Consider the following 20,543-nt stretch of genomic DNA (forward strand, 5'->3'; position numbering starts at 1 on the left):
CCATAATATATCACCGTCAACTATTTTAACGGTGTCCCCTCGCCAATCACCTCCGGCCCCTGCCGGAAGCAAGCCGGACACTCCATCATATCCAATTCTGCAATGAACCTAAGAAAAATCGCAATCTCACTCCTGCTCTCAGCCGGTGCATTCAGCTTCACCGCCTCAGCCGAAGCACCCAACCCGATGAAAGAAGCGCTCATGAAGGCCTACCAGGCTCTTCTCGACGAAGATCCGCACGATGCGGAGACCCTCTTCCGCCGGGCCAACGAATATTACCTCCGCAACGACTACATCAAGGCACTCGATGACATTAACAACGCTCTCAAATATCTCCCGGAGGAAGACCTTGACACCCGCTTCCAGGCCATACAGCTGCGGGCCAACATCAACATGATGCTCCACCGCTACGAGCAGGCCATCGGCGACCTCAACTCCGAAATCTCGCTCGACCCGCAGAACTATGTGGCCGTCTACCAGCGAGGCACGGCCCTCTACGAACTCGGCCGCTACCCCGAAGCCAAAGCCGACTTCCGCCTGCTACAGCAGCGCAATCCCCGCAGCCAGGAAGCCCTCTTCGGGCTCGCCCGCGTGGCCGTCAAGGAAAACAACCTCGGTCTGGCCGACGAACTCTGCGACCAGGCCGTGGAACTCTCCCCGTCAAACAGCCAGGTCTACCTGCGCCGCGCCTCAGTGCGCACCCTTGCCGGAAATGAACAGGGCGCTGTCGACGACTATATCCTCGCCATCTCAACCGACCAGGAAAACACCCCGCGGGCACTCCGCGAACTGGTGGAAATATCCAAAACCAACTACCCCGTAGTTATAGCCGGCCTATCGACCGCCATACGCCAGGCCCCGCGCAACGGCATGTACTACTTCATCCGCGCCATGATAGCCCAGGGCCACTGCAACTACCTCGCAGCCATAGCCGACTATGACCGCATCATCAACGAAAACCTCGACTCATATCCCGGCCTCAACGCCGCACTCGCCGAATGCTACTACGCCCTCGGCAAGTTCGACACCGCCCTGCTCAACATCGACTATGCCATCAGCGCCACCCGCGACAACGAGCGCTACTATGTGATCAAATCGCAGATCCAGCGCGCCTTAGGCAACTATGACAGCGCCCTCTCCTGCGCTGAAACCGCCCTTGAGAAAGAACCGGACTCAAACGAAGCCCTCATAGCCAAAGCCCTCGCACAACTGCGCCTGGGCAACAGCGCCGATGCCTCCGTATGTCTCAGCGAAGCCACGATGAACGCCCCTGAAAACCCCTATCTCGCTATAATCCGCGGATGGGTGCTCAAAGACTACCGCCGGCAAAAGAAAAACGCCGACATGAGCTTCGAACGTGTGCTCGACATGGACCTGGCCCACGACCAGATAAAATCATACCGCGGATTCGCCCTCCTGCAGCTCGACCGCAAGGAAGAAGCCGACCGCTGGATAGAACGAGTGCTCGCCATAGCCGATGACTATGACGGCGAAGTCAACTATCTCGCCGCCTGCTACTACGCCCAGGCCGGCAACAGCGACAAAGCCTTCAAGTGCATGGCCGCATCGCTCGAAAAAGGCTATGCCAACTACTATAACTGGGCCGTCAATACCGAAGCCGATGTCAACGTGGAGCCCATCCGCAAAGACCCGCGCTTCAGCGCGCTGCTCAAAGCCAACGGCGCCATATTCGGCCGCTGATCCGCACCCACAGGCAAATTGTTAAACCGGGGGCTGTCTGATTTTCGTCAGACAGCCCCCTTGATTTGTGGCCGGTCTTTAACCCAAAGACCGGCCACACGTGTGTTTCGGAACCGTAATTCTCTTGCTTAGAGATACTAAATATTCGGTAAAATTAAGCAAAAAAAATGAAATTCTGGGTATTAAAGTGTTATTATTGGTTAAAACGATATGTTAATATGTCGGAAGATGTTTCACATATTTTTTCCGGCTGCATGGTTAGGGGCTTGTTATATAATATGTTGTGCGGGTTGGAGATCTCTAAGCAAGAGATACGCCATGCTATATGCCATCGCATTTCATACTATCACAGTAGCAAAAAGGGAAATAACAAGTAATTAAATAAATATCCAAATCTAAACCATGCGTGTATGAATTTTAGTCAGAAACTCCGTTACTGGTTTGTCTTCTTGCTGACCGTAACCTTCTCACTTTCAATCTGCGCCCAAAACATTTCCGTAAGCGGAACAGTTGTTGACGACACCGGCGAGCCCCTGCTCGGCGCCACCGTCATGCAGAAAGGAACCCAACACGGTGTTGCCACCGACCTTGACGGCAACTTCACTATCAGCGTTCCGGCCAAAGCCGTCCTCGTTGTGAGCTACATCGGCTATGACAACAAGGAAGTGCCCGTCAACGGCCAGACTCACCTCGACATCACCCTCTCCACCAACGCAACCATGCTTGACGAAGTAGTGGCCATCGGCTACGGTACAGTCAAGAAAAAAGACCTCACCGGCGCCGTCAGCTCCGTGTCAGGTTCTGAACTCGCCAAGGCGCCCGTGACCTCCGCGGCAGCAGCCCTCCAGGGCAAAGCCGCCGGTGTGAACATCGTGTCACAGAACGGTGCTCCCGGTGCTTCGATGAACGTCACTGTCCGCGGCGGTGCATCTCTGACCCAGAACACAAAGCCGCTCTACATCGTCGATGGCTTCGAAATGTCTGACGCACTTGCAAACATCGACATCAACGACATCGAAACAATCGACGTGCTGAAAGACGCCTCGTCGACCGCCATCTACGGTGCCCGCGGCTCAAACGGCATCATTGTGATCACCACCAAATCAGCTGCAGCCGGCAAAACCAAAGTCGATTACAACGGCTATGTTTCTTTTGACAGACTGTCAAAAAAACTCAGCATGATGAAAAATGTCCGCGACTACGTCGGATATCAATATGAACTTGCAGAGCTCCAAGGCAAAATCAACAACTGGTCTACAGTCTATGACGATGACTATGGAGTAGATATGGACGACTTCTACACCGGTGCATTTGACCGTATCGCATCACGCTATGGCAACAATCCTTACTCTGTCGACTGGCAAGACGAGGCTTTCGGCGGCCACGCAACCACCCAGAACCACAACGTATCTATCTCGACAGGCACTGAGAAAACCAGAGTCCTGCTTTCTTACAACCATGTCGACCAGGACGGTCTTCTCGCCAACCATGACTATCGCCGCAACTCCCTTCGCGCGAAAATCAACGCCGAACTCTGGAAAGGTGTAAAGATTGATTTCAACTCATTCTTCTATGACAATCTTACTCATGGCGGCGGTAACTACGGTCATATGGACTACGTGCTTCTTCAGCCCATCAACGGCGGCACACTCTTCACTCAGGACGAGCTCATGAACTCAGAGACTTCAATCCAGTTCAAAAAACTTGACTCCTTCTATAACCTTAACAACCCGCTTGTCCAGAATCTTGCATCTGTTTCATCAAACCACACCAAACGCTTTGAAGCCAACGCCGGCATCACCATTGACTTCCTCAAGTATTTCTCATGGCGTACACAGGGCAACTATACCACCTCATGGGGCAAAGGCACATCTTTTGCCGATGAACGCTCTACCGGCTATCTCTCAGATCCCGAAAACACCGGAATGCAGGGTTCTATCAAGAACTCAAGCAGTTCAGCCTGGCATATCTCCAACACCCTCAACTTCGTGAAGACCTTCGCTGAAAAACATGACCTCACAGTCATGGTCGGTCAGGAATACTCTTTCTCAAAGAGCGACAAAAACAACTGGTCTATGCGCAAGTTCCCCTATCCCAACCACGGGCTCAACGACATCAAGAATGTCGAAGTCTATGAAAAGGAATCAGGCTACTCAGAAGGCAACATGCTTTCTTTCTTCGGCCGTGTGAACTACGTTTATGACGACCGCTATCTTCTGACCGCCACAATGCGTGCCGACGGTTCTTCGAAATTCGCCAAAGGCAACAAGTGGGGCTACTTCCCCTCAGCATCAGCCGCATGGCGAGTGAGCCAGGAAAAATTCTGGCAGGAAGCAGGAATCAACAACTGGTTCAACAACCTCAAATTCCGCGTAGGCTACGGTGTCACCGGTAACAACGGCATCGGTTCAAACCTCTACGTAACCAACGCTTCGATGACAACCTACCCGATGGACGGCGATGTAAACTCACCCGCCTATGTGGTCGGCTCAACCCTCGGCAACAAAAAGCTCAAATGGGAAACCCTCCATGCAACCAACGTCGGTCTTGATATCGGCATGTTCAACAACCGCCTGAATCTTACAGTGGAATGGTATAACAACCAGATCTCCGACATGCTTATGAACTGTGTGATCCCCACTTCGACCGGCTACTCCAAGCAGTATCAGAACGTAGGCAAGATGCGCAACCGCGGTTGGGAATTCCAGCTCAACACCGTCAACATCGCCACCCGCGACTTCCAGTGGACATCATCACTCAACATTTCACTCAACAAGTCAAAAGTCATCTCCCTTGAAAGCGGCGAAGACCACAAGACATTCGGAGCCGGCGGCAGCCGTGCAGGCACAGTCACATATTATGCTACTGTCGGTGAAAGCCTCGGTGACATGTATGGCTACAAATATGAAGGCATCTACACCACTGATGACTTCGAGATCAATGAAGACGGTACTTACGGTGCCCTTAAAGACGGCGTTGTGCGTCCCTATTCAGGCACACCCAAACCCGGTGACATGAAATTTGCCGCCGACACCGAAAACGAAGACGGCACAAAACAGTTCACCCGCAAGCTCGTCAAGATCGGCAACGGCACTCCCGATGTGATCGGAGGTTTCAGCAACACCTTCACATACAAAGGTTTTGATCTCAACGTATTCATGAAGTTTAATATCGGCAACGACATCTACAATGCTACCAAGCATGCCATGAGCCCCTATGCATCGTTCGAGAACGTACCCACCGAGTTCGGCAACAACTACTACCGTCTCATCGATCCGTCAACCGGACGCGAGACCAAAGACGTGGCAACCATCAAGGCACTCAACCCCAATGAGTCAGACCGCACCTGGAGCTTGACAAAGACCAATGCCGAATATATCTCCTACCCGAACTCCTACTTCGTTGAAGACGGCAGCTACCTGCGCCTCGCCCAGGTTACTCTCGGCTACACCTTCCCTGCAAAATGGATGAAGAAAGTCCATGTAAGCAACCTTCGTCTCTACTTCACAGCCAATAACCTTGCCACTATCACCGGTTATTCAGGCTATGACCCAGACGCATCGTCGAAGAACGACAACATCATCTGTACTCCGGGCTACGACTCATCGACCTACCCCCTCTCACGCAGCTATGTTATCGGTCTCAACCTTTCGTTCTAACCTTAGTAGTCTAACATCAAGAATTCAACATGAAAAAGAACAAAATATATAGCATCCTCGCGGCTGCCCTTCTCTTCGGTGCCGCCCCGGCGCTCACCTCATGCGAGGATCTGCTGGAGAAACCGTCATTCACTGCTGATGACCTTGATTTCGTTTTTTCTGACGAAGACAAGGCAGAACTTTACGTGAAAGGCTGCTACCGCGCACTCGTCTTCTCTGAACTCTGGCGTCCATTCATTGATCCGGGTGTCACTGTAATCAGCGAGGACGCGATTGACGGCGGACGCCCCCGTTCAGCAAACTTCGCCTATGACCCCATCCTCCCCGCAACAGCCACTACCGTCTACAGCCAGTCATACAAGACCATCGAATCCTGCAACGTTGCGCTCAAACGCCTTGCCGGACTCCATGAGACTGCTAAGCTCAAAGCATTGAAAGCTGAGGTGACTTTCATCCGGGCTTTCGCATACAACGAACTTATCCGCTTCTATGGCGATGTGCCTGCCGCTTTTTCACCGATCAGCGAACAGCAGGACCAGTCATGGTATCCTAAGCGCACCAGCCGCGATGAGATCTATGACCGTATCATCGGAGAGATGCAGGACTGTGTGGACGATCTCCCCTGGTTCTCTGAATCAAATTACGGTTCTGCCCCGGAACGTCTGACCCGTCAGGCCGCAAAAGGCATTCTTGCACGTATCTGTCTGTATGCAGGCGGTTACTCTCTGCGTTGGGACCTTGAGACCAACGATGCCTCTTCGCTCCACTTTGACCGTCGCCCGGATGAAGCCCGCGTGAAAGAACTTTATGAAATCGCAGATGCCGCTCTTGCAGAGGTAATCGGAAAAGGTGAAAACAGCCTCATCACCCAGGGTCGCGACGGCATGAGCCCCTATCATACTCTTTTCTACAACTACTGCCAGCGCAATTTCGGTGTCAGCTCTCAGGAAATGATGTGGCAGATAGCCCAGCTTGGCGAATCAACCAACTCGGATTTCGGTATCTACAACGGACAGCCCGGATGTATGGGTGGCCCCTTCGGCGGCCGCAAGACTCTCCAGGTCAAACTGCCTACGTATTACCTTTCGTTTGATCCGGCAGATATGCGTCGCGATGTGATCTGCGCCAACTACTCTATCACATTCCTTAGCGATGCTGAAAAGTTCGATGGTACAAACTGCGCTACCACTTTCTCAAGCATCATGCCCGGCAAATACCGCATCCAGTGGTGTCAGGCTCCTCAGGCTGCTGCAAAACGCAACGTTGACGTGCCTCTTCTGCGCTATGCCGACATACTTCTCATGTATGCCGAAACCCAGAACTACCTCCACGGCCCCAATGACGCCGCCAAAGCTGCTCTAAAGCAGGTTCGCGACCGAGCCGGAATCGGAGCCATGCCTATCGCAGCCGCTAACAAGGAAGAATTCCTCGAAACCATCATGCAGGAACGCAAATGGGAACTTGGCGATGAACTTCTTGTCCGTGGCGACCTTATCCGCATGAACCTTATCGAAAAGGAAGTGCGCCAGGCTCAGCAGGACATCAAGGATCTTTCAGACCGCACAGGCAAATATGCCGATGTCCCCGCTCTGCGCATTGTCAAACTCCAGATGAGTTCATGCGAATATGGCGAAAAGGCTCTCACAGTGCCATATATCGAAATCTCAGATCCGGCTGAAATTTCCAAACTCACAGCCATGAAGAATGCCTCGACCGCAAGCAACCGAAACAAGCACAATCAGGCTGTGAAGGAAGTTCTTGCAGCACACGGCATAACTCCCTCTGACAGCGAAGTCTGGTACACTGTAAACATGTTCCAGGCCTGGACAAGCACATATAACAAGAACTCCCGCCGCTGCGCCGGTTACTCTCCCGCCGCGATAACCGCCCTCAACATCGGCTCTACAGTTTATACCAAACCGCTTGCCAGTTCCGAAAACAACGGAGCATATCCCGACTGGGTTGCAGGAGAATACGGTATTTATCACGGTTTCGTCAAGAACAAAACCGAGATTTGCCCGTTTGCCGGCAAGAGCGCAGGTCATCCGCTGATCGACAACCCCAACCTTACCCAGCATCCCGCCTACAAGTAAGGACGGTCTCAATTAGCAACTGAGTACTAAAAGTCTTTCATGACCTCTGTGTTAAACAGCGGTCAAAAACCGCAAGCAGAAACGGAGTTCTGACACTCCGGCATCCGGCTAATCAGAATTCCGTTTCCGCTTTCATATATCCAGATCATTATTCACCAAATAATTTTATATTCTATCAAACATTTCTACACAATGAAAAAATCATTAATCCTTTCCGCCGTTATGATGGCGGCTCTCGGAGCTAATGCAGAAGTCTTCACTTATGACTTCAATAACACTCCTCTCTACTGCAAGGCTATCTTCAGCCCCGCCGGCGAAATCGTTGACGAAGCAACTGAACTCGAAGGCCTCGGATTCGGATCAAACTATGATTTCATTGACAAAACCGGCATGGCTCTCAACACCTGCGGTTCAATGTTCAATGTAAAAAATGCAGATGGCAAATGGGAAGCTGTCAAAAACCGTTGCATCGACCTCGTTGACGGCCAGACCTACACTCTCGAAGGAGAAGACGGTGACTTCACTGCTATTGACATGACTCATCCTTTCATCTGCTGGAACCAGGATGGTGTTGGCCCGGCCCGTACACTCCTCATGAAAGGCTGGGGTGGAAATCATGGCGTAGATACTGACTACGGTGCAGCTTCAGAAGCTGATGCAGTGGAAACTACTCACGCCATCGCTTTCAACCGTAACTCAAACACCGGCAGCCGCACAGGTACTTACATCCAGTTCCCCGCTATCGGCAACCCGACCAAGCTCACTATCTGGATCGGCCATGCAGGTGGCAAATACATTGACAAAGGCCTTTACGCAGAAGTAACTCCCGTTGTCAACGGTGTTGTAGGCGAAACAATCGCAGTCAACGGTCCCTCTGATGCAAAAGAAAAACGCTACTACAAGCAGGAAGTCGCTCTCCCCGCCGGTCTCACAGGCAACGTTGCATTCCGCATCGGTTGTGGCGGTAGCGAACTCGGCCTCTACCATGTGGTAATGGAAGGTTCTGCACCTGAACAGTCAGGCATCGAAGATATCATTGCCAATCCTGAAACTGACGAAAACGCACCTATCTACAACGTGCTCGGCGTTCAGGTTGACGAAAACTACAAGGGTATCGTCATCAAAAACGGTAAAAAGTACATTCAGAAATAATCAGTCAGTACTGATAATCTAAAAAAATCTGAAATTGCCCCGCAGGGTTGCTTATAAAACCTTGCGGGGTTTTCAAAATCTAATCCAATCAAAATTTAACCATGAAATTTCTTAAAAAACTTGCTATTGCCTGCTGTGCGCTCTCTCTGAGCACAGGAGCGATGGCTGCTGACAACGGCATCCTCGCTTTTCCTGGTGCTGAAGGTTTCGGTAGATTCACCACCGGCGGCCGAGGCGGAGAAATCTACCACGTGACCAACCTTAACGATTCCGGAACCGGATCTCTGCGCGATGCCGTCAGCAAACCCAACCGCATTGTAGTCTTTGACGTCAGCGGCGTCATCGAGCTGAAATCAGTCCTGGTTTTCAGCAGCAACCTCACAGTCCTCGGCCAGACAGCTCCAGGCGAAGGCATACAGGTATATGGCAATCGCGTCTCATTCTCCAACGCAAACAACACTATCATTCGCTACATCCGCTTCCGCATGGGCATTAAAGGCGATAACGGCAAAGATGCCGCCGGTGTGGCCAGCGGTCATGACATGATCTTCGACCATCTTTCCGTGCTTTGGGGTCGTGACGAAAACTTCTCGATCTCATCAAACTCAAAAGGCACTGGTCCGCAGAACATCACTGTCCAGAATTCAATCATCGGCCAGGGCCTCCTGTCTCACTCCTGCGGAGGTCTGATCCAGACTGACGGCGGTGTGACTCTATACCGTAACCTCTATATCGAAAACAAGACCCGCAACCCGAAAGTCAAAGGGCTTAACCAGTATGTCAACAATGTGGTCTACAACTGGGGTGACGGAGGATGCTATATCATGAGCGACTCCGAAGGTGACTCCTGGGCTGACATTCAGAACAACTATTTCATGAGAGGCCCCTGGAACGGTGCGACAAAACCTTTCTCACGCGGCAAACAGGGATTCCGCTTCTATGGAGCCGGCAACTACTATGACGACAATAAAGACGGTATTCTCAACGGCTACCTCATGCCCGTAGAGGAGATGCTCGGCACTCAGTCAGACGGATCTCAGAGCATATACCTTGAAAGCATTGATGCCGTAAATGCTACAATTGATGAATTCAATGCAGCAAACGCCGATAAGATCGCAGCCGGTACTCAGATTGAAGTCCAGCACATAACTCCGATACAGAACATGATGACTGCGGAAGAATCTTATGCCTGGATTCTTGAGAATGTAGGCCCGACGCTTCCTGTCAGAGATGAAGTGGACCAGTATATTATCGACGAACTCGCATCATACGGCTCCAAAGGAACCAAAAACGGCATCAGCAGCGAATCGCAGCTTCCCCACAGAGGCACAGGCACAATCTCAGGCGGCGTGAAGCCCCTCGACACTGACGGTGACGGCATTCCCGATTCCTGGGAAACAGCAAACGGTCTCAACCCGAATGATGCTTCCGACGCTGCAAAAATCGATCCTGCCACAGGTTACGCCTGGATAGAGCTTTACGCCAACTCCATCACCGAGGCTTTCCCCTACATCAAGAAGCCCATCAAGTTCGCCATCGGCACTCCCTCAAAGACCTCGCTGTCTCTGAGCTGGGATGTCAACAAGAACACCGAACACGGTTTCGTTATTGAAGTCTCCACCGACGGCGGCCTCACATTTACCGAAGTGGCCACTGCCCCCGCCGGCGCCACTACCGCCGAGCTGACAACACTCCAGCCAATGACTGCCTATCAGATCCGCCTGCGCGCAACTGACGGCAAGCGCCTCTACTCGGACTACACCGACACCCTCTCGTTCGAGACCTCAGGCGACCCGACCGTGCCCTTCGCTTCTGAACTCATCTTCCCTGCCAACGGTGCCAAGGAAGGCATTGCCAACGGCATCAACTTCACCTGGAAGAACGACCGCAAGGCCTACGGCGGAGATGTGACCTACAGCCTCTTCCTCGGAACCGATGCCGAAAACCTCACCGAAGCCGTTTCCGGCCTCACTGCCACTGAATGGAACTGCACCACTCTCGAAGCCAACAAGACCTACTACTGGCGCGTCGATGCCACCAACTCTCTCGGCACCACCCCCAGCGAAGTCTTCAGCTTCACCACTACCGCAGGCGGTGTGCTCTTCTACACCGACTTCCACACATGCCCCGCATCTTATGCAGAAAAATTCGGTTCGAGGACAGACAACCCCAACGTGTTCAACGCCGCAAACCAGCGCGTGGAATTTGACGGCATGGTGATCGGCTCCGGCTCCAACGCCATCCGCGTCGTAGCTATGAGCGGCTGCTTCTCTGAAGACCTTAACGAGAACTACGGCCCGGCTTCTGAAGAAGACCGCGGAGCAACCGCAAAGGCACTCCAGTTCTACACCACCAAGGCTGGCGGCTACATCGAGACTCCCGAAGTGCAGGGTCCCTGCGTGCTGACCGTCTACTTCGGCAACACCGGCTCTTCTCAGCAGACCGTCAAGATCGTCACCATAGCAGGCGGCGAGGAAAGCACCGAAAGCTACGCCATCGGCGCCAAGAAGCGCATCTTCAAATACACCAAGACCTATACCAACGCCGGTGCAGTCAAGTTCCGCATCGACGCCAACGGAAAGAAGTTCAACATCAATGACATCCTCGTGGAACGCTACATTGCCCCCGAAGGAGACCAGCCCCTCGAACTCACCTCAGGCGAACAGAACAACTCGATCGACTACACCGACGGCAACATCAGCCTCGGCTTCAACCAGGAAGTCAAATATAACGGCGGAGCCACAATCTCCGGCATCAAGAGCTACGAAGACATCACAATTGCAGCCGGCGGCACCCGCATGACCGTCAGCTACGAAGCTCTTGACGCAAACTCCGAATACGTTATCAACTTCCCGGCAGGCGCTCTCACCGATGCCGGCGGAGAGAAATCATTCGTAGGCGAAGTGAAACTCACCACCGGCGACTTCCCCCGCGCCAAGCAGAGCGGCGAAACCCACTGGGGCAAAGCCATCAAGACCCTCCCTGTCAACTTCGCGCCGTTCAACACCGTGGCACCCTTCGAAACCGTAGGCGGCCTCGTGCAGACCTCGCAGAACGACTACCCCCACTGGTGCTACACCGCCGGCGGCTCTAACGCAGGCGAAGTAACCGCCGACCACGTGACCTTCCGTTCAGCCTCAAGCAACGACAAAGTGATGGCCTACTTCGACGGCACTGCCAAGAAAATCTACCTCGAAGTATCGGCAAGCGAAGGCTCGGCCTGCCGCCTCAAGATCCAGGAGACCCGCAACGCCGACATCGCACCCACCTGGCGCACAATCCGCGTCCTCTCCCAGGACGAACTTCCCTTCAAGGGCGAACTCGAACTCAACCCCGAATCGCGCTTCGTGAAGATCGTCCCCGCCTCTGTCAGCGGCGACGTCACCCTCAACGCCTTCCGCATCTCAGATGCCGACGGCAACTTCGGCCCTGACTTCAGCGGCATCGCCGACATCATCGCCTCAGACCTCAGAGTAAGCACCACCGCCGGAGGCATCCGCGTCAGCGGCCTCGCAGCCGGCATCCGTGTCAACGTATATGACATCGCCGGCCGCACAGTGGCAAGCGCTGTTTCTGACGGATCAGACACCGAGCTCGCTCTCGCCAAAGGCGGATTCTATCTGGTCAACGCCGCAGGCAAGACCTTCAAGATCCGCTTCTGACAACCGGCCTGCCGCCACACTGACGGCATGACATCCATCAGCGCCGCCTCCGCTCACCCCGGAGGCGGCGCTTTGGTTAAATAATGTTTCATAGATTTAATTTCCGTGTCAAAACTTCCCGCCGTTCGGGAATTAATGCTTACATTTGTGATATAATTCAGACAAGCATGGCCGCCAACCTTCAGCATCGGGTCGATAAAATCGAATCAAAGGCCGCGCTCATCCTTGAGCGCTACAGGCTGATATCGCAGGCCAGACAGGAAGCCGAAAACCGCATGAGAGAGCTCACCGGCACTGTGGAGCGCCTCGAACGCACCATCGGCGACCTCAACAGGCAGATTGAATACCTCAAAGTGGCCTCAGTGCTCACCCCAGACCACAAAGACGTTGAAGCCACGCGCGCGGTGCTTTCCGAATTAGTGCGCGAAATCGACAAATGCATCAACCAGTTAAGCATTTGATGAACGAAAAGATACTCAATATATCAATCCGCATAGCCGACCAGCCACGAATGGCGCTGCGAATCCCCGCCTCACAGGAAGAGGTGGTCAGAAGAGCCGAGGCCAACATCAACGAACTCTGGCGAAAATGGTCAGCGATGGCGGAATTCAAAGATAAATCCTCAGCCGAGATACTGGCAATGGTGACCTTCAGGTTCGCCCAGCTTTATTTCAGCGCCGAGGAAGCGTCAGTCAGAGCCGACAAGACCCTGGAGAGCCTGGAGAGGAGCCTCGACCGCATCATCCACAATCTCCCTGACACAGCTGACTGACACGCTGACCACCTCATCTCTGACCCGCCCGGCCATGCACGACAAGAGAGCCGGATAAGACATCCGGACGGATCAGACCCGAAAAAAACGAATTCACGCACGCTCAACACATCTGACGAGCGCCTCTCCCGCGGGATGCCGCGGCGCCTGAGAGGTCCGGATGGTTGACACGTGCATTTTTTATATACATACATTTTTCATACCTTTTTGTAGTCCTTAAATTTATGGATATATTATTCTACATCTGCGCCGCCCTCATAGGGGCCGCCATCGGAATAGTGATCATGGTAGCCGTCCAGCGATCAACCGCCCGCTCGCGCGCCAAAACGATAATCGACGATGCCAACCGCGAGGCAGAAGTGATCATGAAAGACAAACTTCTCGAAGCCCGCGAACAGGAACTCCGCATCAAGACCGAAGCCGAAAAGCAAGCAAATCAGCGCTTGCAGCGCATCCAGAGCGAAGAGTCGAAACTCAAACAGCGCCAGACTCAGCTCAACCAGCAGCAGAGCGAAAACGCCCGCGCCAGAAACGAAAACGAGCAGACCCGCCAGAATCTCGAAGCCCAGCTCGCCGTGGTCGACCAGCGCAAGGAAGAACTCGACCGCCTGCGCCGCACCGCCCAGGACACCCTCGAACACATCTCAGGACTCTCAAGCGAAGAAGCCAAGGAAAAGCTCATCGAATCGCTCAAGGACGAAGCCAAGACAGCCGCAAGCGCCTACATCAACGACATCATGGACGAAGCCAAGATGACGGCCAACAAGGAAGCAAAGCGCATCGTGGTCCAGTCAATCCAGCGCCTCGCCACAGAGACCGCCATTGAAAACTCCGTGACAGTCTTCCACATCGACAGCGACGAGATCAAAGGCCGCATCATAGGCCGCGAAGGCCGCAACATCCGCGCCCTCGAAGCCGCGACAGGGATCGAAATCATCGTCGATGACACCCCTGAAGCCATAGTGCTCTCAGGCTTCGACCCCGTGCGACGCGAGATAGCACGCCTCGCCCTCCATCAGCTCGTGGCCGACGGCCGCATCCACCCCGCCCGCATCGAGGAAGTTGTGGCCAAAGTGCGCAAACAGATCGAGGAAGAGATCATCGAAACCGGCAAGCGCACAGCCATTGACCTCGGCATCCACGGCCTCCACCCCGACCTCATCCGCATGGTCGGAAAAATGAAATACCGCTCAAGCTACGGACAGAACCTCCTGCAGCACTCGCGCGAGACCGCAAACCTCTGCGCCATCATGGCCGCCGAGCTCGGACTCAACCCCAAGAAAGCCCGTCGCGCAGGCCTGCTCCACGACATAGGCAAAGTGCCCGACGAAGAGCCCGAACTGCCCCACGCACTCCTCGGCATGAAACTCGCCGAGAAATACAAGGAAAAACCTGAGATCTGCAACGCCATCGGCGCCCACCACGACGAAATCGAACAGACCTCGCTCCTGGCCCCCATCGTCCAGGTCTGCGACGCAATCTCAGGCGCACGTCCCGGCGCCCGCCGCGAGATTGTCGAAGCCTATATCAAGCGTCTCAACGACCTCGAACAGCTCGCCCTCAGCTATCCCGGCGTGATCAAGACCTACGCCATCCAGGCCGGCCGCGAACTGCGCGTGATTGTCGGAGCCGACAAGATCGACGACGTCGAGACCGAAAAGCTCTCATCGGAAATCGCCCGCCGCATCCAGGACGAAATGACATATCCCGGACAGGTCAAAATCACCGTAATCCGCGAGACCCGCTCCGTAAGCTTCGCCAAGTAAGGGAGGGTCTGCGCCATGGAAGAAAAAGACAGAAAATGCCCCCGCGGAAAGCTCCATTGCTTCAACTGGATGGAGGATATTCCCGGCGGAGTGACAGACTTTGACATAGTCGAAGTCCAGTTCAAGAACACCCGCAAGGGTTTCTACCGCAACTCGGCCAACATCGACCTGGCCATCGGCGACACCGTGGCCGTCGAATCGGCTCCCGGCCATGACATCGGCGTGGTCACCCTGACCGGCAAGCTCGTGGCCCTGCAGATGCGCCGCGCCAACGTAAAGCCCGACGCCGAGATCAAGCGCGTGTTCCGCAAAGCCAAACCCGCCGATCTTGAGAAATACGAAGAGGCAAAGGCCCGCGAGAACGACACCATGATCCGCGCACGCAAGATAGCCGAATCGCTCAACCTCAACATGAAGATCGGCGACGTCGAATATCAGGGCGACGGCAACAAGGCCATCTTCTACTACATAGCCGATGAGCGAGTGGACTTCCGCCAGCTCATCAAGGTCCTTGCCGACACCTTCAAGGTGCGCATCGAGATGAAGCAGATCGGAGCCCGCCAGGAAGCCGGACGCATAGGCGGCATCGGCTCCTGCGGACGCCCGCTGTGCTGCGCGAGCTGGATGACCAACTTTGTTTCTGTAGGCACCAGCGCCGCCCGCTATCAGGACATCTCGCTCAACCCCCAGAAACTCGCCGGACAGTGCGCCAAACTCAAATGCTGCCTCAACTTCGAGGTTGACACCTACGTTGAGAGCGCCCGCCATCTCCCCGGCCGCGAGATTCGCCTCGAAACGGCTGACAACACCTATTTCCACTTCAAGACCGACATCTTCAAGAAGGAGATAACCTACTCGACTGACAAGCAGATCGCAGCCAACCTCGTCACCATCTCCGCAGCCCGCGCCTTCGAGGTCATCGACATGAACCGCCGCGGCGAAAAACCGCTTCAGCTCCAGGCCGACGATGCCGAAAAGAGCTCGGCCAAGGCCAAGCCAATTGACCTCGCCTCGCAGGACGACCTCACCCGCTTCGACAAAGCCAAAAAGAAAAAGCGCAAAAAGAAAAGCGGAGGCGGCAACGGACAGAAGCAGGAAGGCCAGCAGCAGAAACCTCAGGCCGAGAATCAGGATGCCCCAAAAGCGCCAAAAAACGCCGGAGAACAGCCCCAGAAGCAGCAGCGCAGACGCAACGACAACCCCGAAGCCAACGCCGCTACCCAGCAGCCCGGACAGCAGAAAAACCAGCGTCAGCGCAACAAAGACAACCGCCGCGAGCCAAAAGCCCAGCAGCCACGTCAGCAGAATGCCCCTCAGACTGAAAAGCCCGACGCTCCCGCCGAACGCCCCAACCGCATCCCGAAAGCCTTCCGCGACAACCAGGAATAAGCGATCGTTTTGACAACGCCTCCAGAAGAGATTATCCAGATGCGATCAACCACCTATATTATTATAGCAGCAATCTCAATTCTCGCGCTTCTCGCAGCCTGTGGCCGCGGGAAGCGCGATTACAGCAGCTGGCAGCAGCTTCCGGCTGACGGATGGGCCTACAACGACACCATCAGCCTCCTGCCGGTCGACACAACGCTCACCGACAACGACTCGATACTCAACGGCAGCACACTCCACGTGGCTCTGCGTCACAGCAACGCCTATCCCTACTCCAACATCTGGCTTGAACTGACCTACCACGGTGACGGTCCTTATCTGCTGCGTGACACCATCAACATGCCCCTCGCCGACCTCTACGGCCGTTGGCTCGGAAGCGGTTTCGGCGCCGGCTACCAGCACGAACTCATTGTCAACCCCGACACCCGCATCGACCTCACGCGCCCCGTGGCCCTGCGCCACATAATGCGCATCGACACCCTCCGCGGAGTCGAACAGATCGGAATCCTTGTAGAGAAAAATTAGAGAGCAAATCATAACAGAACACCCTCTCCCACCTCCCCACAAATGCAGAGGCTGCCTATCGGCTCCAAAACCGAAAGCAGCCTCTGTCTGTTTATCGTCCCTCACTTATCTTTTCACCTCCTTTGAAAGGTTATGAAAGAAAGCAATCAGATAGCACAAAAAGCCGATTGTCAGACATCCGAATGGCACCGATGTCAAAGATCCTCTGACAAAAAACACGACCGTCACAACGTAGATCAAGCTCCAGATAGCGAGCAGAATATTCTTATAAAGTCTCATGCGCAAGATGTCACATTAGGTTCTTCAAGATGTTGATTCTGACAAGATGAGAGGAAGCAACTACACATCAGAATACTAAAACTTAAAAACGCAAAAGTGCGAGGCCAAAAATACTAAAAATTTCCGGTATCTCCGCATTATCGCACTAAAACCGGGCATTCCCGGCATTAACTTTGCAAGCACAACCCCTCCCGCCCGCACACACACAACACTCCATTTCCAACAACAACCTCCAATTCTCCCACTCCCATGCGCACCATCACCGAAATCATCATCCACTGCACCGCCACACCCGCCGGCCGCCACGTCAGCGTGGCCGAAATCGACCTCTGGCACCGCCAGAGAGGCTTCCGCACCATCGGCTACCACTATCTCATCGACCTTGACGGCACAATCCACACCGGACGCCCCCTGAGCGAGACAGGCGCGCACTGCCTCGGCCACAACTCCCACAGCATCGGCATAGCCTACGCAGGAGGCCTCACAGCCGACAGCACCCGTCAACCCGCCGACACCCGCACAGAAGCCCAGAAAACCGCCCTCCTGAAGCTCCTGAGCGATCTCCGCCTCGCCTATCCCAAGGCCCGCATACATTCCCACCGCGATTTTGCCGCCAAAGCCTGCCCCTGCTTCGACGCCACCGCCGAATACGCCTCCATCTAAAAACCGCTTCACCCCTCCCCCTCTCGGCCACCCCTGAAAAAACAGACAGTCCCGGAAGATTGCTCTTCCGGAACTGTCAATATAATCAAGATGTGATGAATAGGCTTAGTCGATTTCTTCGTCAGCCTCGTAGCCACCCATTTCGCGGATAGCGTTCTTCAGCATGGTGTACTGCTGGAAGAGGTGGTTGACGGGCACTTCACCCTTGGTGTAGTCATGCATCGGGCTCTTGAGGAAGAAGCTCAGGAAGCGCTGGATGCCGTGACGGCCTGCACGTGCGGCGAGGTCGCTCAGAAGCACGAGGTCAAGGCAAAGAGGAGCGGCAAGGATAGAGTCGCGGCAGAGGAAGTTGATCTTGATCTGCATCGGATAGCCCATCCAGCCGAAGATGTCGATGTTGTCCCAGCCTTCCTTGCTGTCGTTGCGCGGGGGATAGTAGTTGATGCGCACCTTGTGGTAGTAGCCCTGGTGGCCGCCTTCCTCAGCACCGCCGCAGTTTGCGTTGTAGAGATCGGGCTGATCTTCGGGAACGAGGATTGACTCAAGGGTAGAAAGCTTGGAAACCTCCTTGGTACGGAAGTTTGCGGGTTCGTCGAGCACGAGACCGTCGCGGTTACCGAGGATGTTGGTCGAGAACCAGCCGTTGAGACCCAGACAGCGGGTGCCGATGATGGGGGCGAAGCCTGACTTCACGAGAGTCTGGCCGGTCTTGAAGTCCTTGCCTGAGATAGGCATGCCGGTCTTTTCGCTGAGTTCCCACATTGCGGGGATGTCAACGGTTGTGTTGGGAGCGCCCATGATGAAGGGAGCGCCCTCGCAGAGGGCTGCGTATGCATAGCACATTGAGGGTGCGATGTGTTCCTTGTCGTCAGCCTTCATTGCTGCTTCGAGAGCTTCGAGAGTTCCGTGGATCTTTTCGTCAACCGGAACATATACTTCAGTTGAAGCTGCCCAGAGCACAACAACGCGGTCAACACCTTTTTCTTTCTTGAAGTTGCGGATATCTTCGCGGAGCTGCTCTACCATTTCCCAGCGGGTCTTGCCGGCCATCACGTTGTCACCGTCGAGACGCTTTGCATAGTTGTGGTCGAAAGCGGCCTTCATCGGAACGATCTTTTCGAGTTCGTCCTTCACAGGCTCGATATCCTTGGGCTGAAGCACTTCAGCATAGACTGCGCTCTGATAAGCATTTGCAGGATAAACATCCCATGCGCCGAACACAATGTCGTTCAGGTCGGCCATCGGAACGATGTCCTTGTAGTGGAGATATTTTTTATCAGCTCCCTTGCCAACACGGATCTTGTCATATTGGGTCATTGAGCCAACAGGTTTTGCGAGACCTTTGCGGGCCATGAGGACGCCGGTCATAAACGTGGAAGTCACGGCGCCAAGTCCTACTACGAGTACGCCAAGTTTACCATTGGCGGGTTTTACAGTAGATTTAGTCATGATTGTTCGTTACTAACTGAATAGTAGTTTATTAAGGTTAATTTTTGATATCTGGTCTTTAGCTCGTCGCAAAGAGAGTTTCCAACTTTACATTTGAGCTTTCAAAAGTACTGAGTTTTTTCGGATTGTGAAATTATTATTATTTAAAAATTACCTTATTAATTTTAAAATATGCAAAATAGAGCGCATAACACTCAATTTTCATTAAAATCTGCACAAAAACACTGATTATTAGCAAACATATGTTAACACAGCCCCGAAAATCCGTCATAGCCACTCCTCCAGACCGACAGATATAACAGACCGCCGGCAGAAATCCTTCTGCCGGCGGTCATTGCCTTTCACGTCAGGCCGGAAAACCATATCCGGCCATGAATTTTAGAGCTTGCTCAAAAACAATCTCTTATTGAGAATCTGCTTATTCCACAGTCCAGGTCTCGCCGGCGAGAACCATGCCACGCAACGACGAGAAGTTCTTGCGGCCGCGCACCTCTTCGATCTGAGCGTCGATCTCTTCATTATAGACCGGAGAGTCAACATCGCGGATCACACCCAATGCCAGCGGCAGATCGTGGCCGTCCATCATGGCGAGCTGCTGGTGCAGGAAGTTCGACTGCGTGTGCGCGTCATGAACCAGCACATCATCCATCGTATAGCCGTCTTCGCCCACCTTCACTGCTTTCAGCAGGAAGCCGTCGCGCACGAGGCCCATCTCCTTGTCCTTACCGAAAAGCATCTTTTCGCCGTGCACCAGATGGATGGTGCGTTCAGCACGGTGTTCGCGGTCGGTGATGAAATTGTGGATACCGTTGTTGAAGATCACACAGTTCTGAAGCACCTCTACAACTGACACTCCCTTGTGGAGAGCGGCGGCCACAAGCACCTCCTGCGAGATCTGAAGCTCTACGTCTATGCTGCGGGCAAAGAAATTGCCGCGGGCGCCGAACACGAGTTCTGCCGGGATGAACGGATCTTCGGTTGTGCCGTAGGGCGACGATTTCGACACGAAGCCGCGGTCGCTCGTGGGCGAATACTGACCCTTGGTCAGACCGTAGATCTTGTTGTTGAACAGAATCATGTTGATGTCCACATTGCGGCGCACAGCATGGATGAAGTGGTTGCCGCCGATGGCGAGACCGTCACCGTCGCCTGAAATCTGCCAGACACTCATGTCCGGGCGGGCCACCTTGAAGCCGGTAGCGATAGCGGCCGCACGTCCGTGGATGGTATGAAAACCGTAGGTGTTCATATAGTAAGGCAGACGCGAGCTGCAGCCGATACCTGAGATGACTGCCGTCTTGTGGGGAGGCACACCCACGGTTGCCATTGCCTTGTGGAGTGTGTTCAGGATCGCATGGTCACCGCAGCCGGGACACCAGCGCACTGATTGATTGCTCTTATAATTGGCGGGGGTATATTGAGTCTGTTCCATG

General features: G+C 54.0%; 13 protein-coding genes. 11 read left to right on the plus strand and 2 right to left on the minus strand.

All coding sequences use genetic code 11. The features are described from left to right. The first annotated feature begins 102 nt into the window (after positions 1-102). From FDZ78_RS05875 to FDZ78_RS05930, 11 genes are all read left to right on the plus strand, one after another. Complete coding sequence (locus FDZ78_RS05875; protein WP_136408211.1) at positions 103-1,701, plus strand: tetratricopeptide repeat protein; 1,599 nt, start codon at positions 103-105, stop codon at positions 1,699-1,701. A gap of 410 nt (positions 1,702-2,111) precedes the next feature. After that, positions 2,112-5,360, plus strand: a complete 3,249-nt coding sequence (locus FDZ78_RS05880) for a TonB-dependent receptor (protein WP_136408212.1) — start codon at positions 2,112-2,114, stop codon at positions 5,358-5,360. A 29-nt stretch (positions 5,361-5,389) separates the two neighbouring features. After that, on the plus strand, positions 5,390-7,453 hold the full coding sequence (locus tag FDZ78_RS05885) for a RagB/SusD family nutrient uptake outer membrane protein (protein WP_136408213.1): 2,064 nt from the start codon (positions 5,390-5,392) through the stop codon (positions 7,451-7,453). 192 nt (positions 7,454-7,645) lie between these two features. After that, positions 7,646-8,605, plus strand: coding sequence for a hypothetical protein (locus FDZ78_RS05890; RefSeq protein ID WP_136408214.1), 960 nt, complete (start codon positions 7,646-7,648; stop codon positions 8,603-8,605). Between the two features lie 101 nt (positions 8,606-8,706). Beyond that, a complete protein-coding gene (locus FDZ78_RS05895) occupies positions 8,707-12,267 on the plus strand; it encodes a fibronectin type III domain-containing protein (RefSeq protein ID WP_137426188.1) in 3,561 nt (1,186 codons plus the stop codon). Between the two features lie 167 nt (positions 12,268-12,434). Next, entirely contained in the window at positions 12,435-12,728 is a 294-nt protein-coding gene (locus FDZ78_RS05900; protein ID WP_136408217.1) for a DUF3450 domain-containing protein, read from the plus strand. Continuing rightward, positions 12,728-13,039, plus strand: coding sequence for a cell division protein ZapA (locus tag FDZ78_RS05905; RefSeq protein WP_160631634.1), 312 nt, complete (start codon positions 12,728-12,730; stop codon positions 13,037-13,039). Before FDZ78_RS05900 ends, FDZ78_RS05905 begins: the two co-directional genes overlap by 1 nt. Positions 13,040-13,263: 224 nt before the next feature. Beyond that, entirely contained in the window at positions 13,264-14,805 is a 1,542-nt protein-coding gene (rny, locus tag FDZ78_RS05910; protein WP_107032472.1) for a ribonuclease Y, read from the plus strand. A 15-nt stretch (positions 14,806-14,820) separates the two neighbouring features. Beyond that, positions 14,821-16,194, plus strand: coding sequence for a regulatory iron-sulfur-containing complex subunit RicT (gene ricT, locus FDZ78_RS05915; RefSeq protein WP_124075458.1), 1,374 nt, complete (start codon positions 14,821-14,823; stop codon positions 16,192-16,194). 39 nt (positions 16,195-16,233) lie between these two features. Next, a complete protein-coding gene (locus FDZ78_RS05920; protein WP_136408219.1) occupies positions 16,234-16,719 on the plus strand; it encodes a gliding motility lipoprotein GldH in 486 nt (161 codons plus the stop codon). Between the two features lie 528 nt (positions 16,720-17,247). After that, complete coding sequence (locus FDZ78_RS05930; protein ID WP_107032468.1) at positions 17,248-17,661, plus strand: N-acetylmuramoyl-L-alanine amidase; 414 nt, start codon at positions 17,248-17,250, stop codon at positions 17,659-17,661. A gap of 105 nt (positions 17,662-17,766) precedes the next feature. Here FDZ78_RS05930 and FDZ78_RS05935 read toward each other — a convergent pair whose 3' ends face one another. Both FDZ78_RS05935 and FDZ78_RS05940 read right to left on the minus strand, forming a co-directional pair. After that, positions 17,767-19,110, minus strand: a complete 1,344-nt coding sequence (locus FDZ78_RS05935; protein ID WP_107032467.1) for an inositol-3-phosphate synthase — start codon at positions 19,108-19,110, stop codon at positions 17,767-17,769. Between the two features lie 418 nt (positions 19,111-19,528). After that, complete coding sequence (locus tag FDZ78_RS05940) at positions 19,529-20,542, minus strand: 2-oxoacid:ferredoxin oxidoreductase subunit beta (RefSeq protein ID WP_123611069.1); 1,014 nt, start codon at positions 20,540-20,542, stop codon at positions 19,529-19,531. Between the last annotated feature and the right edge of the window lies 1 nt (position 20,543).

This window comes from Duncaniella sp. B8, from assembly GCF_005304985.1.
GTDB classification, from domain to species: Bacteria; Bacteroidota; Bacteroidia; order Bacteroidales; family Muribaculaceae; genus Duncaniella; species Duncaniella muris.